The organism is Aquisphaera insulae, from assembly GCF_011064615.1.
In the GTDB taxonomy this organism is placed as follows: Bacteria; Planctomycetota; Planctomycetia; order Isosphaerales; family Isosphaeraceae; genus Aquisphaera; species Aquisphaera insulae.
The window spans coordinates 117,698-137,369 of sequence record NZ_JAALJH010000002.1; the positions used below are offsets into that span (position 1 = coordinate 117,698).

At 67.7% G+C, this 19,672-nt stretch carries 15 protein-coding genes; 2 read left to right on the forward strand and 13 right to left on the reverse strand.

Annotated features, from left to right (window positions below; translation table 11 throughout):
- Positions 1–55 precede the first annotated feature (55 nt).
- The 13 genes from G6O54_RS01660 to aspS all read right to left on the reverse strand — a co-directional run bounded on the left by G6O54_RS01660 (position 56) and on the right by aspS (position 17,124).
- The gene (locus tag G6O54_RS01660) at positions 56–1,078 is read right to left on the reverse strand and encodes an NAD-dependent epimerase/dehydratase family protein (RefSeq protein WP_165219506.1); all 1,023 of its coding nucleotides are present in this window, start codon (positions 1,076–1,078) and stop codon (positions 56–58) included.
- A gap of 72 nt (positions 1,079–1,150) precedes the next feature.
- Positions 1,151–2,356, reverse strand: a complete 1,206-nt coding sequence (locus G6O54_RS01665) for a nucleotide sugar dehydrogenase (protein WP_165219508.1) — start codon at positions 2,354–2,356, stop codon at positions 1,151–1,153.
- A 299-nt stretch (positions 2,357–2,655) separates the two neighbouring features.
- Positions 2,656–2,874, reverse strand: coding sequence for a DNA gyrase inhibitor YacG (locus G6O54_RS01670; protein ID WP_165219510.1), 219 nt, complete (start codon positions 2,872–2,874; stop codon positions 2,656–2,658).
- Position 2,875: 1 nt separating this feature from the next.
- The gene (locus tag G6O54_RS01675) at positions 2,876–3,217 is read right to left on the reverse strand and encodes an FmdB family zinc ribbon protein (protein WP_165219512.1); all 342 of its coding nucleotides are present in this window, start codon (positions 3,215–3,217) and stop codon (positions 2,876–2,878) included.
- A 47-nt stretch (positions 3,218–3,264) separates the two neighbouring features.
- Complete coding sequence (grpE, locus tag G6O54_RS01680; RefSeq protein ID WP_165219514.1) at positions 3,265–3,801, reverse strand: nucleotide exchange factor GrpE; 537 nt, start codon at positions 3,799–3,801, stop codon at positions 3,265–3,267.
- 39 nt (positions 3,802–3,840) lie between these two features.
- The gene (gene dnaJ, locus G6O54_RS01685) at positions 3,841–4,989 is read right to left on the reverse strand and encodes a molecular chaperone DnaJ (protein ID WP_250846666.1); all 1,149 of its coding nucleotides are present in this window, start codon (positions 4,987–4,989) and stop codon (positions 3,841–3,843) included.
- Between the two features lie 234 nt (positions 4,990–5,223).
- Positions 5,224–6,849, reverse strand: a complete 1,626-nt coding sequence (gene groL / locus G6O54_RS01690; RefSeq protein ID WP_165219518.1) for a chaperonin GroEL — start codon at positions 6,847–6,849, stop codon at positions 5,224–5,226.
- Positions 6,850–6,900: 51 nt separating this feature from the next.
- Complete coding sequence (gene groES, locus G6O54_RS01695; protein ID WP_165219520.1) at positions 6,901–7,200, reverse strand: co-chaperone GroES; 300 nt, start codon at positions 7,198–7,200, stop codon at positions 6,901–6,903.
- A gap of 75 nt (positions 7,201–7,275) precedes the next feature.
- Positions 7,276–8,955 carry a chaperonin GroEL gene (groL, locus tag G6O54_RS01700; RefSeq protein WP_165219522.1) on the reverse strand — a complete coding sequence of 560 codons (1,680 nt, stop codon included), beginning with the start codon at positions 8,953–8,955 and terminating at the stop codon, positions 7,276–7,278.
- Positions 8,956–9,364: 409 nt separating this feature from the next.
- Positions 9,365–10,351, reverse strand: coding sequence for a hypothetical protein (locus G6O54_RS01705; protein ID WP_165219524.1), 987 nt, complete (start codon positions 10,349–10,351; stop codon positions 9,365–9,367).
- Positions 10,348–13,764: a hypothetical protein gene (locus G6O54_RS01710; RefSeq protein ID WP_165219526.1), complete on the reverse strand. Its 3,417-nt coding sequence runs from the start codon at positions 13,762–13,764 to the stop codon at positions 10,348–10,350. Before G6O54_RS01710 ends, G6O54_RS01705 begins: the two co-directional genes overlap by 4 nt.
- Positions 13,765–13,919: 155 nt before the next feature.
- Complete coding sequence (locus G6O54_RS01715) at positions 13,920–15,224, reverse strand: Gfo/Idh/MocA family protein (protein ID WP_165219528.1); 1,305 nt, start codon at positions 15,222–15,224, stop codon at positions 13,920–13,922.
- Between the two features lie 139 nt (positions 15,225–15,363).
- Positions 15,364–17,124 carry an aspartate--tRNA ligase gene (aspS, locus tag G6O54_RS01720; protein ID WP_250846667.1) on the reverse strand — a complete coding sequence of 587 codons (1,761 nt, stop codon included), beginning with the start codon at positions 17,122–17,124 and terminating at the stop codon, positions 15,364–15,366.
- 728 nt (positions 17,125–17,852) lie between these two features.
- Between aspS and G6O54_RS01725 the strand changes: the two genes are divergently transcribed.
- Together G6O54_RS01725 and G6O54_RS01730 are read left to right on the forward strand one after the other, a co-directional pair.
- Positions 17,853–18,560 (forward strand): hypothetical protein, encoded by a 708-nt coding sequence (locus tag G6O54_RS01725; RefSeq protein ID WP_165219530.1) that lies wholly within the window; start codon positions 17,853–17,855, stop codon positions 18,558–18,560.
- A 418-nt stretch (positions 18,561–18,978) separates the two neighbouring features.
- Entirely contained in the window at positions 18,979–19,581 is a 603-nt protein-coding gene (locus G6O54_RS01730; protein ID WP_165219532.1) for a hypothetical protein, read from the forward strand.
- The last annotated feature ends 91 nt before the right edge of the window (positions 19,582–19,672 follow it).

Consider the following 19,672-nt stretch of genomic DNA (forward strand, 5'->3'; position numbering starts at 1 on the left):
GCCCGGCTGGGCGACAGGCTGGGCCATACCGCCAGAGCGACCTCGAGCCCTCGGGTCAGAGGACTCCCACCTCGAGCTGCTTCTCGACCCAGGGGATGACCTCGTCGAGGATCTCGTCGAGCGGGGTGTCGGCCGAGAACCCGAGCAGGTCGCGGGCCTTGTCCACGGTCGGGATCCGGCACTGGACGTCGTACTGGAACGGCTCATCGGAGATGACGCGGAAAGGCTTCCACCCCCCGTGGATCTTCTTCCAGATGACCTCCGCCAGCTCCATCACCGTGGTGGAGACGGGCGTGGAGAGGTTGAAGTCCTCGTTGGTCGCGGCCGGATGCTCGACGCAGAGCCGGATGCCGCGGGCGAGGTCGCCGCCGTAGGTGTAGTGCCGGACCTGCTCGCCGCTCCCCAGGATGTGGAGCGGATCCTGGCCCTTCAGCACCTTCTGCACCAGGTCCGGGACGACGTGGCTCATCGCGAGCTTGACGTTGCCCGAGAGGATCTCCACGTCGCACTTCGCCCGCCGCTCGCCGATCCCGACGCAGTTGAACGGCCGGGCGATCGTGTACGGCAGGCCGTACTGCTCGCGGGCCCCCTGCGCGAAGTACTCGACGGCCAGCTTCTGGAATCCGTAGGTCGAGGCCGGCGGCGGGCAGGCCCGATGCTCCCCCTCCCGGCTCGGGAACCGCACCGCGTTCTCGAAGACCATCGAGGAGGAGATCACCGTGATCTTCCGGAGCTTCCGCTGCGCATGGGCCCAGATCGCGGCGTCGAACGTGGACGCCGTGATCCGCTCGTTTTCCGCAAGGAGGTCGTAAGCAAACGTGTGGAAATAGCTGATCCCGCCGATCATCGCGGCGCCGGCCACGAGATGGTCGCAGTCGGCCAGAAGCTCCTTCATCAGGCCGACGTCCTTGGCGTCGCCGCGGACGAGCGTGTAATTCGGATTGTCCAGGCTGGCCTGCTCGATGTCGCCGTACTTCGAGAAGTTGTCCACGCCGACGACCTCGTGGCCGTTGGCGAGCAGCTCCTCCACCAGGTAGCCGCCGATAAACCCGGCGGAGCCGGTGACCAGGATCTTCATGGGGAATCCCTCTGGAGCCGGGACCGGAATGGGCCGGTCGCGGGCGTCATGGATTGGAGGCGATTTTACCGGTCAGGCGGCGGCCAGGCCGTCGACGTCGTCCTGGACCGGCTTGAGGAACCGGAAGACGTCCACCGTCGGCTTGCGGATCACGAGGTTTCGATACTCCTCGTGGCAGGCGCCCAGGAAGATGACGTCGGCCTCCGCGAGGGCCGTCTCGAGCGGCACGAATGACGGGTCGTCGATGTAGGGATCGGTGCAGAGGACCTCACGGCACTCGAACGTGAGGACCTTGCGGAGCTTGTAGGCGAGCGAGTCGCGAGGGTCGTCGTTGTTCCCCTTGAAGGCCATGCCGAGGATCGCGGCCGTCATCGTCGAGAGGTCGAAATCCCTCTTGAGAGGATCGACGAGGAAGCGGGGGAGCCCCTCGTTGATCATCATCGCGGCCTGGCCCAGCACGAATTCGTTGTGATTGAACGCGGCGAGCTGCATCGTGTCCTTGAGCAGGCAAGGGCCCCCGGCGAACCCCGCGCCGGGGAAGCCGGACATCCGCGGGTAGTCGGCGATCATCGCCTGCCTGACCCGCTCGAAATCGGCCCCGAACCGCTCCGCGATCACGTAGAACTGGTTCGAGATGGCGAAGTTGATGTAGCGATAGCTGTTGCAGAAGAGCTTGCAGAGCTCCGCCTCGACCGGCGGCAGCTCGATCCTCCGGACGCCGAGCAGGGAGAAGAGCGCGGAGGCCCTCCCGGCCGCGGTCGGGGTGACGCCGCCGATGATCTGCGGCAGGCCCCCCATCTCCTCGAGGGCGAATCCCTGCGCAATCCGCTCGGGGCAGTGGGCGACGTCCAGCCGGAGCCCCCGCTCGCGGGCTCGCCGCTCCAGCCGCTCCGTGACGCCCGGGAATACCGTGCTCCGGAGGATCAGGAGCTGGCCGTCGTGCATCCGGTCCAGGATCGGCTCCATCGCGCGGTCGAACGCGCGGACGGCCGGGCTGAGGAACTCGTCCACCGGCGTCCCGATCGTTACGATGACCGCGCCGGCGCGGCCGACGGCGTCGGGATCGGTCGTCGCGTCGAGCCGCCCGCTCGCCAGGACGCGGCCGAGCTCCCGGTCGGCCCCGCGCTCGAAGAAGGGCATGTTCCCGGCGGCGACGCACGCCACCCGGGAGGGAGAATTGTCCAGCAAAGTTACCCGGGCGCCGGCCCTGGCCAGGACGATCCCGAGGGGCAGGCCGATGTGGCCGCAGCCTCCCACGATGCAGACGGACTTCTCCATGCCGGGCTCCCTCCCCACGGAGATCCTCGATTCTCGGCGACGATCTGCGTCGGGGGGGATGGATCTGGCGGAGGTTGAGGACTCGGTCGGAGGACGAGCCGCGCCGATCACGAGCAGGGGACGCGACGTGCTCGACCTCCCGTCGAGATCACGCTCGCGGCCTGGACCGGGAATCTCCACCTCACCCCGTGACGCGTATCACGTTCCTGATATCGGGATCCGGGGGGAAGTTCTTGAAAGCGAGGCGCGGGATCGTCGAGGGCGGATCGGGTGAGATCCCGCGGCCGGTGCCGCTCCGCTCAATCGTCCGCCTCTTCCTCGTCCTGGGCCCAGGAGGGAGAGGACGCCGGGGGTGCCGTGGCACGGGCCGGCATCCCCGGGATGGCGAACGAGCCGTCGATCCAGCGGCCGAGGTCGATGAGCCTGCAGCGGCTCGAGCAGAAGGGGAAGCTCGGCAGGGCGTCGAGGCTCGCCACCTCGTAGCACTTGGAACAGGTCGGGCAGCGTCCCTTGATCATCTCAGGACTTCCCGTTGGAGGATCCCGTCGAGGTCGAGGCGGGCGTTGAAGCCGGCGCCGCGCTCGACGTCCCGGACGCACCCCCCTCGCCTTTGGACGAGGAGGCGGACGAGGAATCGGAGGCCGGCTTGTCCGACTTCGCGGCCTTCTTGTAGGACTCGCTGCGATAGTCGGTCTGGTAGAAGCCCGAGCCCTTGAAGAGGATCGCGGCGCCGGGGCCGATCTTGCGACGGAGCTTGTGCTCGTGGCAGGTCGGGCAGACGGACTGGGGATCCGACTTGATCGACTCGAAGGCCTCGAACTCGTGGCCGCAGGCATCGCAGACGTAATCATAGGTGGGCATGATTCGTTCTCTTTCTCTGTCGGTCTCGATGCGACCCCGGAAGATCGTCAGGGCTTCACGGAGACGGCCACCTTGCTGGGCCGGAGGACCCGGTCGTGGATCTTGTAGCCCTTGCTCAGGTCCATGACGACGGTCCCCTCGGGGACGCCGGGGGACGGCTGCTGCATGATGGCTTCGTGGAAGTTGGGGTCGAAATGCTGGCCGAGGGCCTCGATCGGCTCCACCTTGTACTTCGCCAGGGTGGCGAGGATCTGCTTCTGGACCATCTCGAGCCCGGAGGAGACGCCGCCCTGGCCGGAGGCGCGGAGGGCCTCGGCGGCTCGCTCCAGGTTATCGAGCGCGTCGAGCAGGTCGCGGGCGAGGTTGCCGACGGCGTACTCGCGGTCGGCCTCGGCCTGCTGCCTGGCCCGCTTCTGATAGTTGGCGAACTCGGCCCGGCTTCGGAGGAGCTGGTCCTTGAGCTCGTCACGTTCCTTGGCCAGGGAGGACTGGTCCTGGGGGCCTGCGCCGGCGGGGGCGTCGTCTCCGCCGGAGGCTCCGTTGGGGACATAGGGGTCGTCGCGATCGCTCTCGGGGGTCGTCATGGTGCACCTGCTAGGGTGGGCCGGGCTGCTGGTGCCGGCTCAGGAATCCCTGGACTCGGGGGCCTCGGCCTCCTCGGTGAAATAATCGCGGATCTTCTCCAGGAAGCTCTTGCGCCGGGGGCTGACCTGCTCGTGCTCGATCTCGGCGAACTCGCGGAGCAGCTCCTCCTGGCGTGGGGTCAGGTGGCGCGGGGTCTCCACCACGACCTCCACCAGCTCGTCGCCGCGATTCCGGCCGTTGATGTCCGGCATGCCGCGCCCCCGGAGGCGTAGGGTCTCGCCGCTCTGCGTGCCGCGGGGGACCTGGATCCGGTCGGGACCGTCGAGGGTGGGGACCTCCACCTCGGCCCCGAGCGCAGCCTGGGCATAACTGATGGGGACCTGACAGAGAAGGTCGTTGCGGCGCCGCTCGAAGAACGGATGCTTCCTCACGATCACCTGGATCTGCAGGTTGCCGCGGGGGGCGCCGACGTCGCCAAGCTCGCCCTGGCCCCGATACTGGAGCCGCATGCCGCTCTCCACGCCCGGCGGCACGTCGACCTGCATCTTGACCGCGGCCGGGACCCGTCCGCCTCCCCGGCAGGTCGGGCACGGGTCGGTGATCCGGACGCCGTCGCCTCCGCAGGCCGGGCAAGTGGTGGCGACCTGGAAGAAGCCGCGGGTCTGCACGACCTGGCCGCGGCCCGCGCAATAGTTGCAGGTGGAGGCCACCGTCCCGGGCTTGGCGCCGGAGCCCTTGCACTCGCCGCAGAAGTCCTGGCGAGCGACCTCGACGGTCCGCGAGACGCCCCGCGCCGCGTCCACCAGCTCGATCTCCAGCTTCATCAGAAGATCCGGCCCGGGGCGCGGGCCCCGGCGGCGCTCGCCGAAGATGTCTCCGAACAGGCCGCCGCCGAAGATGTCGCCGAAGGCCGACATGATGTCGTCCGCCGACCGGAAGTCGTGCACGGCCGCGCCTTCGAGCCCGGCGTGGCCGTAGCGGTCGTAGCGCTGCCGCTTGCCGGCGTCGGAGAGGACCTCGTAGGCCTCCGCCGACTCGCGAAATCGCTTCTCGGCCTCCTGGTCGCCCGGATTGCGGTCGGGATGGAACTTGAGTGCCATCTGCCGATACGCCTTCTTGATGTCGTCGGGCGAGGCATCTCGGGCGACACCGAGCACTTCATACAGGTCGCGCTTGGTCGTGGCCATCGGCATGGCGTCTCAGCAGTCCCGCAGGACAGTCCTTCTTCCCGGGAGGCCGTCCGCCGGCCTACCACAAGGGCTTTGATATTCCCAGGATAACATACGACGCACGGCCCGGACAGACGACCCGAGGGGCGTCGGGTCCGGAGGGGACGACCACGAGAGAGGAACTGGCGGGGGCGGGCCCCGTCGAGAAGGCCCGCCCCCGGGGGTAAACTGCCTACTGGGCGACGGATCGGATCAGCGGACGGAGCCCTCGGCCCGCGCCTCGCCGTTCTTCTCGTCGTCCTTGATGTTGGTGATCATCGCCTCGGTCGTCAGCATGAGCGCCGCGATCGAGGCCGCGTTCTGGAGCGCGGTGCGCGTGACCTTGGTCGGGTCGATGATGCCGGCCTCGAACATGTCCACGTACTCGTCGGTGACGGCGTTGAAGCCGACCGCGCCTTCACGGGACTTGATCTCGTCGGCGATCACCGCGCCGTCGTGGCCGGAGTTCTCCGCGATGTGACGGGCCGGCTCCTCGAGGGCCCGCAGGACGATCGCCGCGCCGAGCTTCTCGTCGCCGGTCAGCCCGTTGTAGAGCGTCTCGACGGCCGGGATGACCCGGATCAGCGCCGTGCCGCCGCCGGGGACGATGCCTTCCTCGGCCGCCGCGCGGGTGGCGTGGAGGGCGTCCTCGATCCGGGCCTTGGTCTGCTTCATGTCGGCCTCGGTGGGCGCGCCGACTTTGATCAGGGCCACGCCGCCGGAGAGCTTGGCGAGCCGCTCCTGGAACTTCTCCTTGTCGTACTCGCTGTCGGTCTCCTCGATCTGGCGGCGGAGCTGGTCGATCCTCCGGGTGATGTCGGCCTTCTTGCCGGCGCCCTGGATGATCGTGGTGCTGTCCTTGTCCACCTTGACCTGCTTGGCCTCGCCGAGCTGGCTGAGCTGGAGGTTCTCCAGCTTGAGGCCGAGGTCCTCGCTGATCACGGTGCCGCCGGTCAGCACGGCCATGTCGCCGAGCATCGCCTTGCGGCGGTCGCCGAAGCCCGGCGCCTTCACGGCCGCGATGTTGAGCACGCCGCGGAGCTTGTTGACGACCAGGGTGGCCAGGGCCTCCCCGTCCACGTCCTCGGCGACGATCAGCAGCGGCTTGCCCGACTGCGCGACCTTCTCCAGGAGCGGGATCATCTCGCGGAGGCTGCTGATCTTCTTCTCATGGAGGAGGATCAGGGCGTCCTCGAAGAGGACTTCCATCGTGGTCGGCGACGTCACGAAGTAGGGGCTCAGGTAGCCCTTGTCGAACTGCATGCCCTCGACGAAGTCGAGCGCCGTGCTGGCGGTCTTGCCTTCCTCGACGGTGATCACGCCGTCCTTGCCGACCTTCTCGACCGCGTCGGCCAGCATCTTGCCGATCTCGGGGTCGTTGTTGGCGGAGATGGCGCCGACCTGGGCGATCTCCTCCTTCTTGGACACCGGCCGGGAGAGCTTCTCGTGCAGCTCATCGACGGCGGCCTCCACGGCCTTCTCGATCCCGCGGCGGACGGCCGTGGGATTGGCGCCGGAGGTGACGACCTTGAGCCCTTCGCGATAGATCGCGCGGGCCAGGATCGTCGCGGTGGTGGTGCCGTCGCCGGCCACGTCGGACGTCTTGGACGCGACGACGTTGACCAGCTTGGCCCCCATGTTCTCGAACGGGTCGGGCAGCTCGATCTCCTTGGAGACGGTGACCCCGTCCTTGGTCACCAGCGGGCCGCCGAACGACTTGCTCAGGATGACGTTGCGGCCGGTGGGGCCGAGCGTCGAGCCCACGGCCTGGGCCAGGATATCGACGCCGCCGAGCATCTTGCGGCGAGCGGCGTCGGAGAAGAGCAGTTGCTTAGCCACGGACGATTGCTCCTCGAACGGTGAATGTTCCGGACCGACGGCGGCGCCGCCTCACTTGACGATCTTGGCCAGGATGTCGGACTCGCGGAGGATCTTGATCTCCTCGCCGTCGACCTTGATCTCGCTGCCCGAGTACTTGCCGAAGAGGACCTCGTCCCCTTCCACCACGCCGATCGGAGCCCGCTCGCCGTTGTCCAGCAACTTGCCTGGGCCAACCGCCAGCACACGCCCACGCTGGGGCTTCTCCTTGGCCGTGTCCGGCAGCACGATGCCGCCGGCCGTCTTCTCCTCCGCCTCGATCTGCTGAATCACGACCCGATCGTCCAGGGGCTTGATCGCAAGCTTCGCCATCTCTCGAAATCCTCGTGTATCAGTGCCTTGTGGAGAGTTTACTCGTTGGGTTCGGTCGCTTCGGGGGGGACTGGATTACATCATCCCCATGCCACCCATGCCGCCCATGCCACCCATGCCGCCCATGCCGCCCATGCCACCGCCATGATCATGTCCGGCGTGGCCGCCGGCTTCCTTCTTCTTGGGGGGCTCGGCGATGCAGGCCTCGGTCGTGAGCAGGAGGCCGGAGACGGACGCGGCGTTCTGGAGGGCGGTGCGGGTGACCTTGGTCGGGTCGACGATGCCGGCCTCGAGCATGTTGCCCCATTCGCCGGCCTCGGCGTTGTAGCCGAAGTGGTTGTCCTTGCTCTTCTTGATCCGGGCGACGACCACGGCGCCGTCGATGCCGGCGTTCTCCGCGATGTAGCGGGCGGGCTGCTCGATGGCCCGGCCGACGATCTCGGCGCCGAGCTTCTCGTCACCGGTCAGCTTCAGGCCCTCGATGACGGAGCTGGCGCGGATCAGGGCGGTGCCGCCGCCGGGGACGACGCCTTCCTCGATCGCGGCGCGGGTGGCGTGGAGGGCATCCTCGACGAGGGCCTTCCGCTCCTTCATCTCGGTCTCGGTCGCGGCGCCGACGTTGATCTGGGCGATGCCGCCGGCGAGCTTGGCGAGGCGCTCCTGGAGCTTCTCCTTGTCATACTCGCTGTCGGTCGTCGTGATCTCCTTGCGGATGAGGTCGGCGCGGCCCTTGATGGCCTCGGACGAGCCGTTGCCCTCGACGACGGTCGTCTCCTCGCCGCTGATCGTCACCTTGCGGGCCCGGCCGAGGTCGGAGAGCTGGATGTGCTCGAGGTCGATCCCCAGGTCCTTGAAGATGGCCTTGCCGCCGGTGAGGACGGCGATGTCCTCGAGCATGGCCTTGCGACGGTCGCCGTAGCCGGGGGCCTTGACGGCCGCGACCTTGAGGATGCCGCGGAGCTTGTTGACGACCAGGGTGGCCAGGGCCTCCCCCTCGACGTCCTCGGCGATGATCAGGAGCGGCTGATTGGCCTTGGCGATCTTCTCGAGCAGCGGGATCAGCTTGGTGGGGCTGCTGACCTTCTCCTCGTGGATCAGGATGTAGGGGTTCTCGAGGACGACTTCCATCCGGTCCTGATCGGTGACGAAGTGCGGGCTGAGGTAGCCGCGGTCGAACTGCATGCCCTCGACCACGTCCACGGTGGTCTCGAAGCCCTTGGCTTCCTCGACCGTGATCACGCCGTCGGTGCCGACCTTCTCGAAGGCGTCGGCGAGCTTCTCGCCGATCGACTTGTCGTTGTTGGCGGCGATCGAGGCGACCTCGGTGATCTCCTTCTTGCCGTTGACCGTCTTGGCCTGCCCCTTGACGTGCTCAACGATGGCGGCGACGGCCTTGTCGATGCCCCGCTTCACGGCCATGGCGTCGGCGCCGGCGGCCAGGGCCTTGAGGCCCTCCTTGTAGATCGCCTCGGCCAGCACGGTGGCGGTCGTCGTGCCGTCGCCCGCGGCCGTGGAGGTCTTGGAGGCCGCCTCCTTCACGAGCTGGGCGCCCATGTTCTCGTAAGGGTCGGTCAGCTCGATCTCCTCGGCGACGGTGACGCCGTCCTTCGTGACCGTCGGCGCCCCCCAACCCTTGTCAATGACCGCGTTCCGCCCCCGGGGCCCGAGGGTGCTGCGGACGGCCCGGGCCAGCTTGCTCACGCCGCTGGCCAGCTTCTGGCGGGCTTCGTCTTCGTACGCCAGGATCTTCGCCACGTTGTGTCTCCTTCGTCGTTGTCGAACGTGTCGGCCGAGGACGCTTCGCCCGGCACGATATGGGAGCGGCCTGGCTGGCCCCCTCCCCAACGATTCGTTCGCGGCGAGGAAATGCAACTGGCGTACCGCGGCGATGAAATGCCGTAAGCCACGAAATGGAAGTCATTTAAGGATTCAGCTTCGGCGGGCAACATCCGGCTTACTGCCGTTTTGGCAGCGCGAGTGGAGACTCTGTCACAGTGGAGGGAGGTGGATCAAGCCACAGATTGATGAGCGTGGAGGAAGAAATGGGCCACAGATGAGCCCAGATGGGGAGGGTCCCGGGAGGGTGCAGGTCGTCGATCATGTCGACGTTCGCGTTACCACAGAGCGTAGCCTCGTAAAGATTCTCTCTCCAATTTATCCGTGCTTATCGGTATTCATCTGTAGCTAGGCTTCGCTCTTCATCTGTGGCCGAAGTCAGGCCCGCCTCGAACTCGGCTGCGGTCCGCTCGTCGGCCTCGCCACGGCGTATGAGATCGAGGATCGCCCTTGGGAGCTCAATATCCTGGCCCGGCGGTAGGCCGCGGATGGCGAACGACCAGGCGACCGGGATGTTGCCCGGCAGCTTCGTGGCGTGGACGTCCATCGGGCAGGAGAAGGCGGGCGTCGTCATCAGTCGTGCGGGAATGGCGCCGGGCGTGTCTCTCGCGGCGGCGGGACGATCTTGCCAGACGATCGCGCGGACGTCGCCCGTCCGCCGATCGGCGAGGATGGCGTGGTAGCAGTCGAGCGTCCGGTGCTTGCCCTCCACCAGGGAGTTCACGGGCGTCCTGATCAGGGCGAAGGTGGGCGTCGCGGCCACGAGGGTCGCCTTCGAGGTCTCGTAGGCCATCGCGGTCAGGATGATACGCTCCTTGGTCGTCCACTCGCCGCGCGTCCCCTCGACCTTCGAGGACGTGACGACGACGTCTTCCCCCTCGGCCACGGCCGGGGCGCAAAGGCCCATGCCGACACGGACCAGGTGATAGGCCGACGAGTTCCCGTCGATCTCCCCGGCGACCTCGGCCGCGATCACGGGACGGATCCGAGCGGCGACGACGTAAGCCTGGTCGGAGACCGTGTCCAGGTCGCCCGTCTCCAGCTTCGGGATCGACTTGCTGACGAGCTGCGACCAGCCCGGCGGCGGCGCATCGGCCGGGATTCGCTGGCCCGCCGCCAGGGCCTCCAGCCGGGCGGGGACCGTTGACGATGATCCCAGCTCATTCGAAATGGAGGGGCCGGAAAACCGGCACGATTCTCGGCGAGTGTCTCGCATGCCGTAAGCGACGGTCACGATCAGCATGGCCGCGAACGCGACCAGGCCCTTGCGGGCGATCAGGACGCGCACGATGCGCCGGGGCGATGAGAGGCTCAAGAACCGACTCCGGAGAGGTTGGCCGCAGATGGGGCGGTCTTGCGGCTCGTTTCCATGCTACCGACTTGTCGCCCCTTCTTCCATTCGAGCTTCGAGCGGCCCGGTGGGACGCTCGCGATAAGCCCGGCCGATCGGCGTTCTGCGACTGCCGCGAGGATCGCCCTTCGTCGCGTCAGCATCGCATGCCGTCGGCTCGACTGGCTCGACGCGTTGAAATGGAGCCGCTTCCGCGTCCGGGCGGTGGCCGTCTTCCTCCGCTTCCGAGCCGGTTGATGCTGGGACGCGGAATTGGCGGAGGCGCCGGTCGATGAAATCGACGTGCCGCCAACCGCCGCCGACGTGCCGTGGGAGATCGTCGTTGACCCGTCGCCGCTCGTCGGAGATCCCGTGGTCGTCGTCGAGATGTTGCCGCCGACGGATCCTGGCGATCCGCCCCCATCATCGCCGCCATTGCCGCTATCCGGACCGGTCGAACCGCCCGGAGTCGCTCCCCCGCTGGTCGGCGTGGCGGCGATGTCCAGGTTGGCGGCGTTGAATGGGGCGTAGAAGTACTCGCCGTTGCACCAGGTGGAATTGCCGAATTGAAAGTACGAGGGCTTATTGTAAGGGTAGGCGTTCGAGGGAGCCGCCACGCCGTTGACGATCGCCGCGAAGACCTGGCCCGAGGCGGCCGCGAGGGGGTCGACCTCGGCGTTCGACTTGACGATGGTCGCGGAGTTGCCGCGAACAACGACCTGCAACTCATGCGGGTCGATGAACCCGAGCGGCCCGTTGGGCTCGCCCGAGGGGCCGTCCACGGTCCCCGGGATCCGGTAGTTCGCGGAGAAGCCGCTGCCGATCGTGATGGAAGGCGGAATCCACGAGTCGTCGGGGGAGTTCGAGAGGTTGTTGTTGTCGTTGGTGATGGACTGGAAGACTCCCTTCCACCGGTCGAGCCAGGCCTGCGACCAGCGGATTGTGTTGTCCTCGACGGTCGCGGTGAGGTAGACCCGCCCGCTCGAGGTGTTCGTCAAGTTCCCGTGCTGGATCGCGACGATCAGGGTGGCGGGAAGGTTGACGATCGTGTTCGATTCCACCGTGATGTCGAGCATCGGCAGGGGCGTCCAGCCGTAAGGGAGCGGGAAGGGATTCGAGGGATCACCCTGGCCCTGTCCCTCGGAGTTGTACGCCGCGATCTCGATCCCACGCCCGAGTCCTCGAGAGGGATCTTCGCCGTCGCCGAGGAACGTGTTGTGGACGACCTGCGTGCCGAACTGGTTGCCCACCAGGTCGATCCCGTGGGACGGATACCCCGAGAGGTCGATCGTGTTCCCGGAGTAGACGTCTCCCACCGAACCCGCCGTGACGGCGATCTCATACGACCCGGCGGGAAGCGGAGTCTCCATGAGGTAGGTTGGCGGCGACGTCGAGATGACCTGGGCGATCCGATACCACGTCCCGGCGTACGGATTCGCGGCTTCGCCCGCGTCGGTCGTGCTCAGGATCGAGACCACGGCCCCCGGCCCCGGCGCGTCTCCGCGAAAGGGGACCGACGTCGATGGGGTCCGCAGCGTCAGCACGTACCCTTCAGACGCGATGCCGGCCGGAGTGCCTTCGTAATAGACGCCGTAGTTCTCCACGAGGATGACTTCCGGGGCGTTGATGTCCGTGAAGACGTTCCGCGTCGTCGAGAACGTGTAAGGCGTCGCGGGGAGGCCGCCGATGAAGGTATTTCCTGTAATCAGGTCGTTGTAGGAGCTGCCGTGGACGTTGATGAACCGTGCCAGGTAGCCACCCGCCGCATCCTGCGAGACGCGGTTGTTCGCGAGCGTCACGTCATGCGGCGACTGGAACGAGAACGCAGCCAGGCTGAACGTCCCGGCCGGTGCGCCCAGGACTGTGTTGCCCGTGATCTGCCAGGGGCCGCCGCCCAGGGCGATGGTCCCGCCTCGGAATGTGGAGTCCACGATCGAGCCGCTTTCCTGAGTCCACCCGTAAGCCTGCTGGGCGAAGATCAGGTGCGGAGTGGGCTCTCCGACATAGGTCGCGCCGACCGGCAGCGTGCCGGCGGTCGGGGGGGCCGGATCGCGGGCGGCCGGCCCCTCGATCGACATGCCGTCCAGGCTCAGCCTCACCGTGGTCTGGCCGCTGTTCATGAGGTTGATGACCGCGTGCGATCCCTGGTCATCAGCCTCCGGGTCGTACCAGGTGCCGGCGGCGGAATCATCGAACGCGATGCGGAAGTCCTCGAGATCGATGCGGAAGACGTCGGCCCATCGAGCGTTCGGGTCGAGGGAGATCGCGCCGGGGACATCGGCCGACCAGGACGGCCTGAACAGGAGCGTGGCCCCCTGGCCGACAATCCGGACCGAGTGGCCGATCACCAGCGGCCTGGTCACGATGATCGTGCTGTTCGGTGCCAGCGTGATGGTGTCGTCTCCCGTCTCGTGGAGGAGCCGCGACGCGAGCGTCGCCTCGTCCGAGACGGGGACGGCCGTGGCCTCGGCCCCGCCGCCCGACAGCCCCGCCGCCACGAGGTCCGTTCGCCACGGCCCCCCGGCGAAGCGGGTGACGTACTGCGTCGTCGGATCGTCCGCGAACGTGATTCGGAGCGTCATGTCCGTCGCGGCGGAGACGCTCGCCGGGCCGACGGTCTCATCCCGGGTCGGGACGAAGTAGAGGTCCGCCGTCCGATCGTCGGCGGCCTGGGCGACGGACAGGTACATGTGGTCCTGGTTCGTGCTCATCCAGGCGGAGCCGGCGATGTCGCTGAGGGTCGCGGTGGCGATCTTCCGCCCTTGCAGATTCCCCGCCAGGAGATGGACCGCGCCCGGCTGCCACGACGAACCGTCCTGACCGTTGTTGGCGAAGTTCGACCACGAGACCGTCACCGCGGTCGGGTCCGGGGTCGTCACGATCGTCGCGACCGGCGACGAGGAACCCACGACGGCCAGGGGACTTGCCAGGCCCGACACGGCGCAGGCCTGCGCCGACCCGATCGTCCCGTCCGCATACTCCACGGTCAGCGCGAGAAGATCGCCATTTGCGATCGTCCGCGGCGGCCCGGTCGCTCCGCCCCCCTGATACGCATTGACGACCGGGCTGATGTACAGGTCGCCTCGCGTGGGGTCATCCGTCGCGGCGAAGAACTCGGCATGCGCCCCCCCCTGGGGCGTGCCGGATGAGTCATACTCCCAGCGCAGGCCGGCGCCGTCCTGGACCCGGATGGAGGCGATGGGGGATGATCCGGAAAGCCCCGAAAGGCGGAGGTCGATGTCCTGGATCCCGTCGAAACCGACGGAGACCGAGGGGCCAACAAGGTCGGCGCCGACCGTCCCCAGGCAGGAGACGGATAGCGACAGGAGGCATCGCGGCTCGAGCTCGATCGAGGGCACGAACGGGGTACGACGCCGATGTCCGCGAGGTTTGCGCATGGATCGTTCCGGGTTGCGGGGCGATCCATGCGAGGTGGCAGGGCTCTAGTTCCTTGTGGCCCGTCGGCGAGTCTCGGTGCGCCGTCCGGGCATGCCCGTCGCGAGCACACCGTCCCAAGGATAGCAGACGAAATCGCGCCGGGCGGGACGGGGCGTCAGATTGTGGGCAGTTGCCACGGATCGCGGCGTTCCCGGTCGAGCCAGCGGTTGGCCTCGGGGTCGCCGACGAACTCCCATTTCTTGGGATCCCAGCGGAGGGTCCGGCCGTTCCAGTAGGCGAGGTTGCCCAGGATGGTGATCGCCACCGACCGGGCGCCGATCTCGACGTCGGCGAGGGGACGCTTCCGCGAGCGGATGCAGTCCAGCCAGTTGCGATGATGGCCGGGCGACTTCTCGAGGTGGACCTCGTCGGCCTTGAGCGGCGCCTTGACGATCTTCTCGGGGTCGCTGCTGAGATGCCCGCGGTCGATCCGGAGCGTGCCGTTGGTGCCGGTGAACGTGCACCCGCTGGGGCCGCCGTGGATGATGGTCACGCCGTTGGCGTAGCGGTAGGTCACGCCGTGACCCGCGTGAGGATCGAGCGGCGGGATGATCTCCACCGGGTCGGACTGGTCCATGCCCAGGCACCACTGGGCGATGTCGTAGTGGTGGGCGCCCATGTCGGCGTGGGCTCCGCCCGCGTACTCGCAATACTGCCGCCAGTCGGGGAAATGCTTGTGGACGCCCCGCGGGCTGAGGATCGCATTGTAGGGACGCTTGGGAGCGGGGCCGAGCCAGAGGTCCCAGTCCAGCCCCGGCTCCATCGGCTCCTCCGGCAGGTTGCAGGGGCGGCTCGGCCCCCCCACGCCCACCGTGACGGCCACGATCTGGCCGAGCCGGCCGCTCCGGATGATCTCCGCGGCCTGGCGGAAGTCGCCGAAGACGTTGGAGCGCTGCTGGCTCCCGGTCTGGAAGACGCGATCGTACTTCCGCGCCGCGTCGATGCACCGCTTCCCCTCGGCGAGCGTCAGGGTCAACGGCTTCTCGCAGTAGACGTCCTTGCCGGCCTTCATCGCCTCGATGGCCGGGATCGCGTGCCAGTGCTCGGGCGTGGCGATGCAGACGGCGTCGATGTCCTTGCGGCCGATGATCTCGCGGAAGTCGCCGTACGAAGCACAGCCCTTGAACTCGGTCTTCCCGCCGTAGGCCGCCTCGACCCGATTCTTCGCGTGCTCGCGACGCTTCGAATCGACCTCGCAAACGGCCACGGCCTGGACGTCCGGCATCTTCAGCAGCTCGGGCAGATGGTAGTCGTTGGCCATCTTCCCGCAGCCGATGAAGGCCACGGTGATCCGATCGCCGGGCGCCGACTTGCCCTCCCTCCCCAGGACGCTGGCGGGGATGATGGTCGGCACCGCGATCGCCGAGGCGGCGAGCCCTCCGACGAAATGCCTGCGACTGGTCGATGCGCCCGGCTGCATGTCCGTATCTCCCTTCCGCGATCCGATGGGTTCTCTCCCGGTGCGTCGTCGGGCGGATACCGACGCCGACGACGCCCGGGGCTCACCTCATTAAAGATCCGCGGCAGGGGAGAAACAACCGGCTGGCGAGGGGAGGGGCTCAGGACGTCCGGATGTGCAGCTCCTTGAGCTGCTTCGGCTCGACGGTCCCCGGGGCGCCGGTCATGAGGTCGGTCCCGCGGGCGGTCTTGGGGAAGGCGATGCAGTCGCGGATGTTGGAGATCCCCGCGTAGAGCATCACCAGCCGATCCACGCCCAGGGCGATGCCGCCGTGCGGCGGCGCGCCGTTGCGGAGCGCGCTGAGCAGGAAGCCGAATTTCTCCTCGGCCTGCTCCGGCGTCAGCCCGAGGAGCGCGAAGATCTTCGACTGGATGACCGGGTCGTGGCAGCGGATCGTGCCGCCGCCGGCCTCCTCGCCGTTGATCACGAGGTCGTAAGCCTGGGCGCGAACCTTCGCCGGGTCGGAGTCGAGCAGGGCGAGGTCCTCGAACATCGGCATCGTGAACGGGTGGTGCTCCGCGGCGTAGCGGTTCTCCTCCGCGTCCCAGGCCAGCAGCGGGAAGTGGATGATCCAGGAGTAGTGGAATGACGACGGGTCGTAGAGCTTGAGCTCGGAGGCCAGCCGAGCCCGCAGGTTGGAGAGGGCCTGGCTGGTGACCGCCTGGCTGTCGGCGACGATCAGGATCAGGTCGCCGGGCTTCGCCTCGAACCGCTCGCGGAGGCTCGCCTGGACGGCGGCCGGGAAGAACTTCGCGGTCGGGCCGGCGAGCTGTTCCGCCTCGACCTTGAGCCAGACCAGGCCCTTGGCCCCGAAGGTCCCGGCGTACTCGGTGAGGCCGTCCAGGTCCTTGCGACTGTACTTCTCCGCGCCCCCCGGCGCGCAGAAGCCGCGGACCCGAAGGCCGAGCTCGACAGCCTGCTTGAGGACCTTGAACTCGGTCCCGGCGGCGAGATCCGCCAGGTCCTTCAGCTCCAGGCCGTAGCGGAGGTCGGGCCGGTCGCTCCCGAACCGCTCCATCACGTCGTGGTACTCGAGGCGGGGCAGGGGGAGGGTCAGTTTCTGGTCGCTGAACCGCTCCGCGATGGCGGCGATGAGCACCTCCATCGTGGACATCACGTCGTGGTCCTCGACGAACGACATCTCGACGTCGAGCTGGGTGAACTCCGGCTGGCGGTTGGCCCGCAGGTCCTCGTCGCGGAAGCAGCGCGCGATCTGGAAGTAACGGTCGAAGCCGGAGACCATCAGCAACTGCTTGTAGAGCTGGGGCGATTGCGGCAGGGCGTAGAAGTGCGAGGCGTGCACGCGGCTGGGGACCAGGAAATCCCGCGCCCCTTCGGGCGTGCTGCGGCCCAGGATGGGGGTCTCGACGTCCAGGAAGCCCTGATCGGCCATGGTGTTCCGCATGAGCTGGGTGAGCTCGTGGCGGAGCAGGAAGACGCGCTGGATGCTCGGCCGACGGAGGTCCAGGAAGCGGTACTTGAGCCGGAGCTCCTCGTTGGGCTCCGGGCCGCCGATCTCGAACGGGGGCGTCGGGGTGGCGTTGTAGAGCACGAAGTCGGTGGCGCGGACCTCGATGGCGCCGGTCTTCAGCTTCGGGTTCTCCTTGCCCGGCAGCCGCGGGGCGACGGTCCCCTGGATGCCGATGACATACTCGTTGCGGAGGTCGCGGGCCCTGGACTGGAGCTCCGCGCCGGCGTCGGGCTCGAAGACGACCTGCGTGACGCCGTAGCGGTCGCGCAGGTCGATGAAGACGAGCCCGCCGAAGTCACGCCAGGCGTCCACCCAGCCGTTGAGGACGACGGCCCCCCCGACGTGCTCCCTCGTCAACTCCCCACACGTGTGCGTCCGTTTCAGCAGCATGGTCTTCCAGTCGCCCGGCTTTCGGCCACAAGGTCCACAGGGATCGTTATTTGGAACGGCCCACAGAGTGGCTCACGATACCCCGGCCGGCGGAGGACCGTCAAGGAGTCCCGCGTACCGGACACGGGCCGACGGGTCGCGGTTCCGGGGGGTGGGCGTGATCGAGCCGCCGAAGCTTGCCCATACCGGTCGGCAAGGTCGCGGTGACCCATGAGAGAGTTTTCCCGCGTCGATGCCGGATGGGACCTCCTGGCGCGATGATCCGGATCGACGCGCGATGCGAGCCGAGCGACTCGCGTTGACGGCCGCGAACGGTGGGGGCGGCGGCCCGGGGAGTTTTCACATCATGCGTCCGGGGGCCAAATTTCGCGGCGTACTATGACCGTCGTGAGCCGCGAGGGTTGGCTCGGCAGCCAGATCAGGACGCCGGGCGAATCGAGCGGCGAACACACCGATCTCCGGACGGACCGGGGTCAGGTCGATCGCGACCTCCCTCCGTCGACCGTCGTCGCGAAGGACCCGGGTCCCGGGGCTTCGCACGCGAAGCAGTCCTGAAAAGCCAGGCCGCGCACCCAACCGGACCGCGTTGACGGAGGCGGTGCGCCCCGGCCACGCATGTCCCGCCCCCTCCGGGCGGGATCACCACCGCGAGACCCTGCTCACCCGAAACGCAATCACGATTCGATCGCTCGGCTCCCCGACACCCTGATTAAAAAAAGGCGAAAACGATGCTGAAAGCTCTTGTTGGTCGGTATTATCTGGCCGCCGCTCTCCTCGTCCTGTCCGCCGGGATGGCCCGGGCGGACCAGATCACGACGCTCTATTCGACGGGCGTGGACGGCTCCGGCAATGTGCTCGCGGATGGGGCTCAGGACACGCACTACACCCTGACCTCTTACCCGGGGACCTTCGGCCCGAACACCTTCGTGGCGGACACGACCAAGTACCCGCTCTCCGGCGGCCCTTGGGTCGGCAACCTCAGCAACGCCAAGTGGATCGGCCCCGTCGCCGATCAGACGACCATCCCCGGCAGCGGGGCCAATAACGGCAGCGGCTACTACACGTACGAGACGACCTTCGACCTGACGGGCTTCGACTTCACCACGGCCCACATCACGGGCCAGTACTCGTCCGACAACTCGGTCGAGATCTATCTCAACGGCGTGGACACCGGGATCGGGCAGAACTACGAGACCGTCTTCAAGAGCCTCCACAGCCTGGACATCACCAGCGGCTTCATCGCCGGCATCAACACGCTCCAGTTCGTCGTCTACAACATCCCGATCAACAGCAACAACCCGACCGGCATCATCGCCCAGCTCTCCGGCACGGCCGCGGTCCCCGAGCCGGCCTCCGCGTCCCTCGGCCTGATCGCCATCGTCGGCGGCCTGGCCGGCAGGAAGTGGCTCCGCCGCCTTATCCGACGTCAGTCCTGATCGCCGCCATCCGACGCCGGATCGGCCTCCATGGGCCGCGGAGCGAGGTCCCCGACGATGTGGGCCTTCGCTCCGCGGCCCTTTCTGTGTTTGTTGCTTTTTGACCACTAGTGGCAGGAATTGAAATCCGGGCTACGCCACAAGGTTAAGAGCGGGCTGTTCGAGCCAGAACACGGATCAGTCGGCTCGGAAGCGATCGCTTGCCCGGTCGTTCCGAGGGCGCCCAACGCCCCCGCCACGCCGACCCGCATGATGCCGAACCGCGCCCGGGACGGCCAGGAGGCCGGGCCCTGGGCCCGCCGCCTAAAGGGTCCCACGCCGACTCCGCGAACCGCGCTCTCTCCCGTCCCGGGTCTGAACTCATCTGCCGCCGGCGCCCGCGTCGGGCGCCGGCACGTCATCGCCCTGATCAAGCGGCATGAATGGCTCCGGGGGCCTGCAGATCAATGGAGCCCAGGACTCGCACTACGCTTTGACCACGGCCCCCTCGGGATCCGGCTATGGCCCGAACACCTTCGTGGCGGACCACACCAAGTACCCGCTCGTCAGCGGGCCCTGGGTCCCCAACACGACGTCCGCCCAGTGGATCGGACCCGTCAGCGATCGGACGACGATTCCCGGAAGCACCGGCAGCGGCGATTCCGCCTACGAGACCACGTTCGACCTCACGGGCCTCGACGCCTCCACGGCCAGGATCACCGGCAAGTGGTCGACCGACAATCCGGGCGAGATCTGGCTGAATGGAGTCTCCACCGGCATCGCGACCATCGGCGAATTTGCCTACCAGTCGATGCAGTCCTTCAGCATCACGACCGGATTCCAGGCCGGGACCAACACCCTGGAGTTCAAGGTCAACAACAAGCCCATCGACAGCAACAACCCGACGGGCCTGATCGTGGAGATGACCGGCACGGCCGCGGTCCCCGAGCCGGCCTCGGTCTCCCTCGGCCTCATCTCCATCGTGGGCTGCCTGGCGGGCCGAAGGTGGATGCGCCGCTCGCGGAAGGCGAAGGCGGCCTGACCCCAGCCCCCCGCGAGGTTCGGTAATCAGCGCCCGCTGAGCGAAGCCCGCAACGGCAGGGCCTCGACTCCGCGGTTTTTCGTCGCGCCGA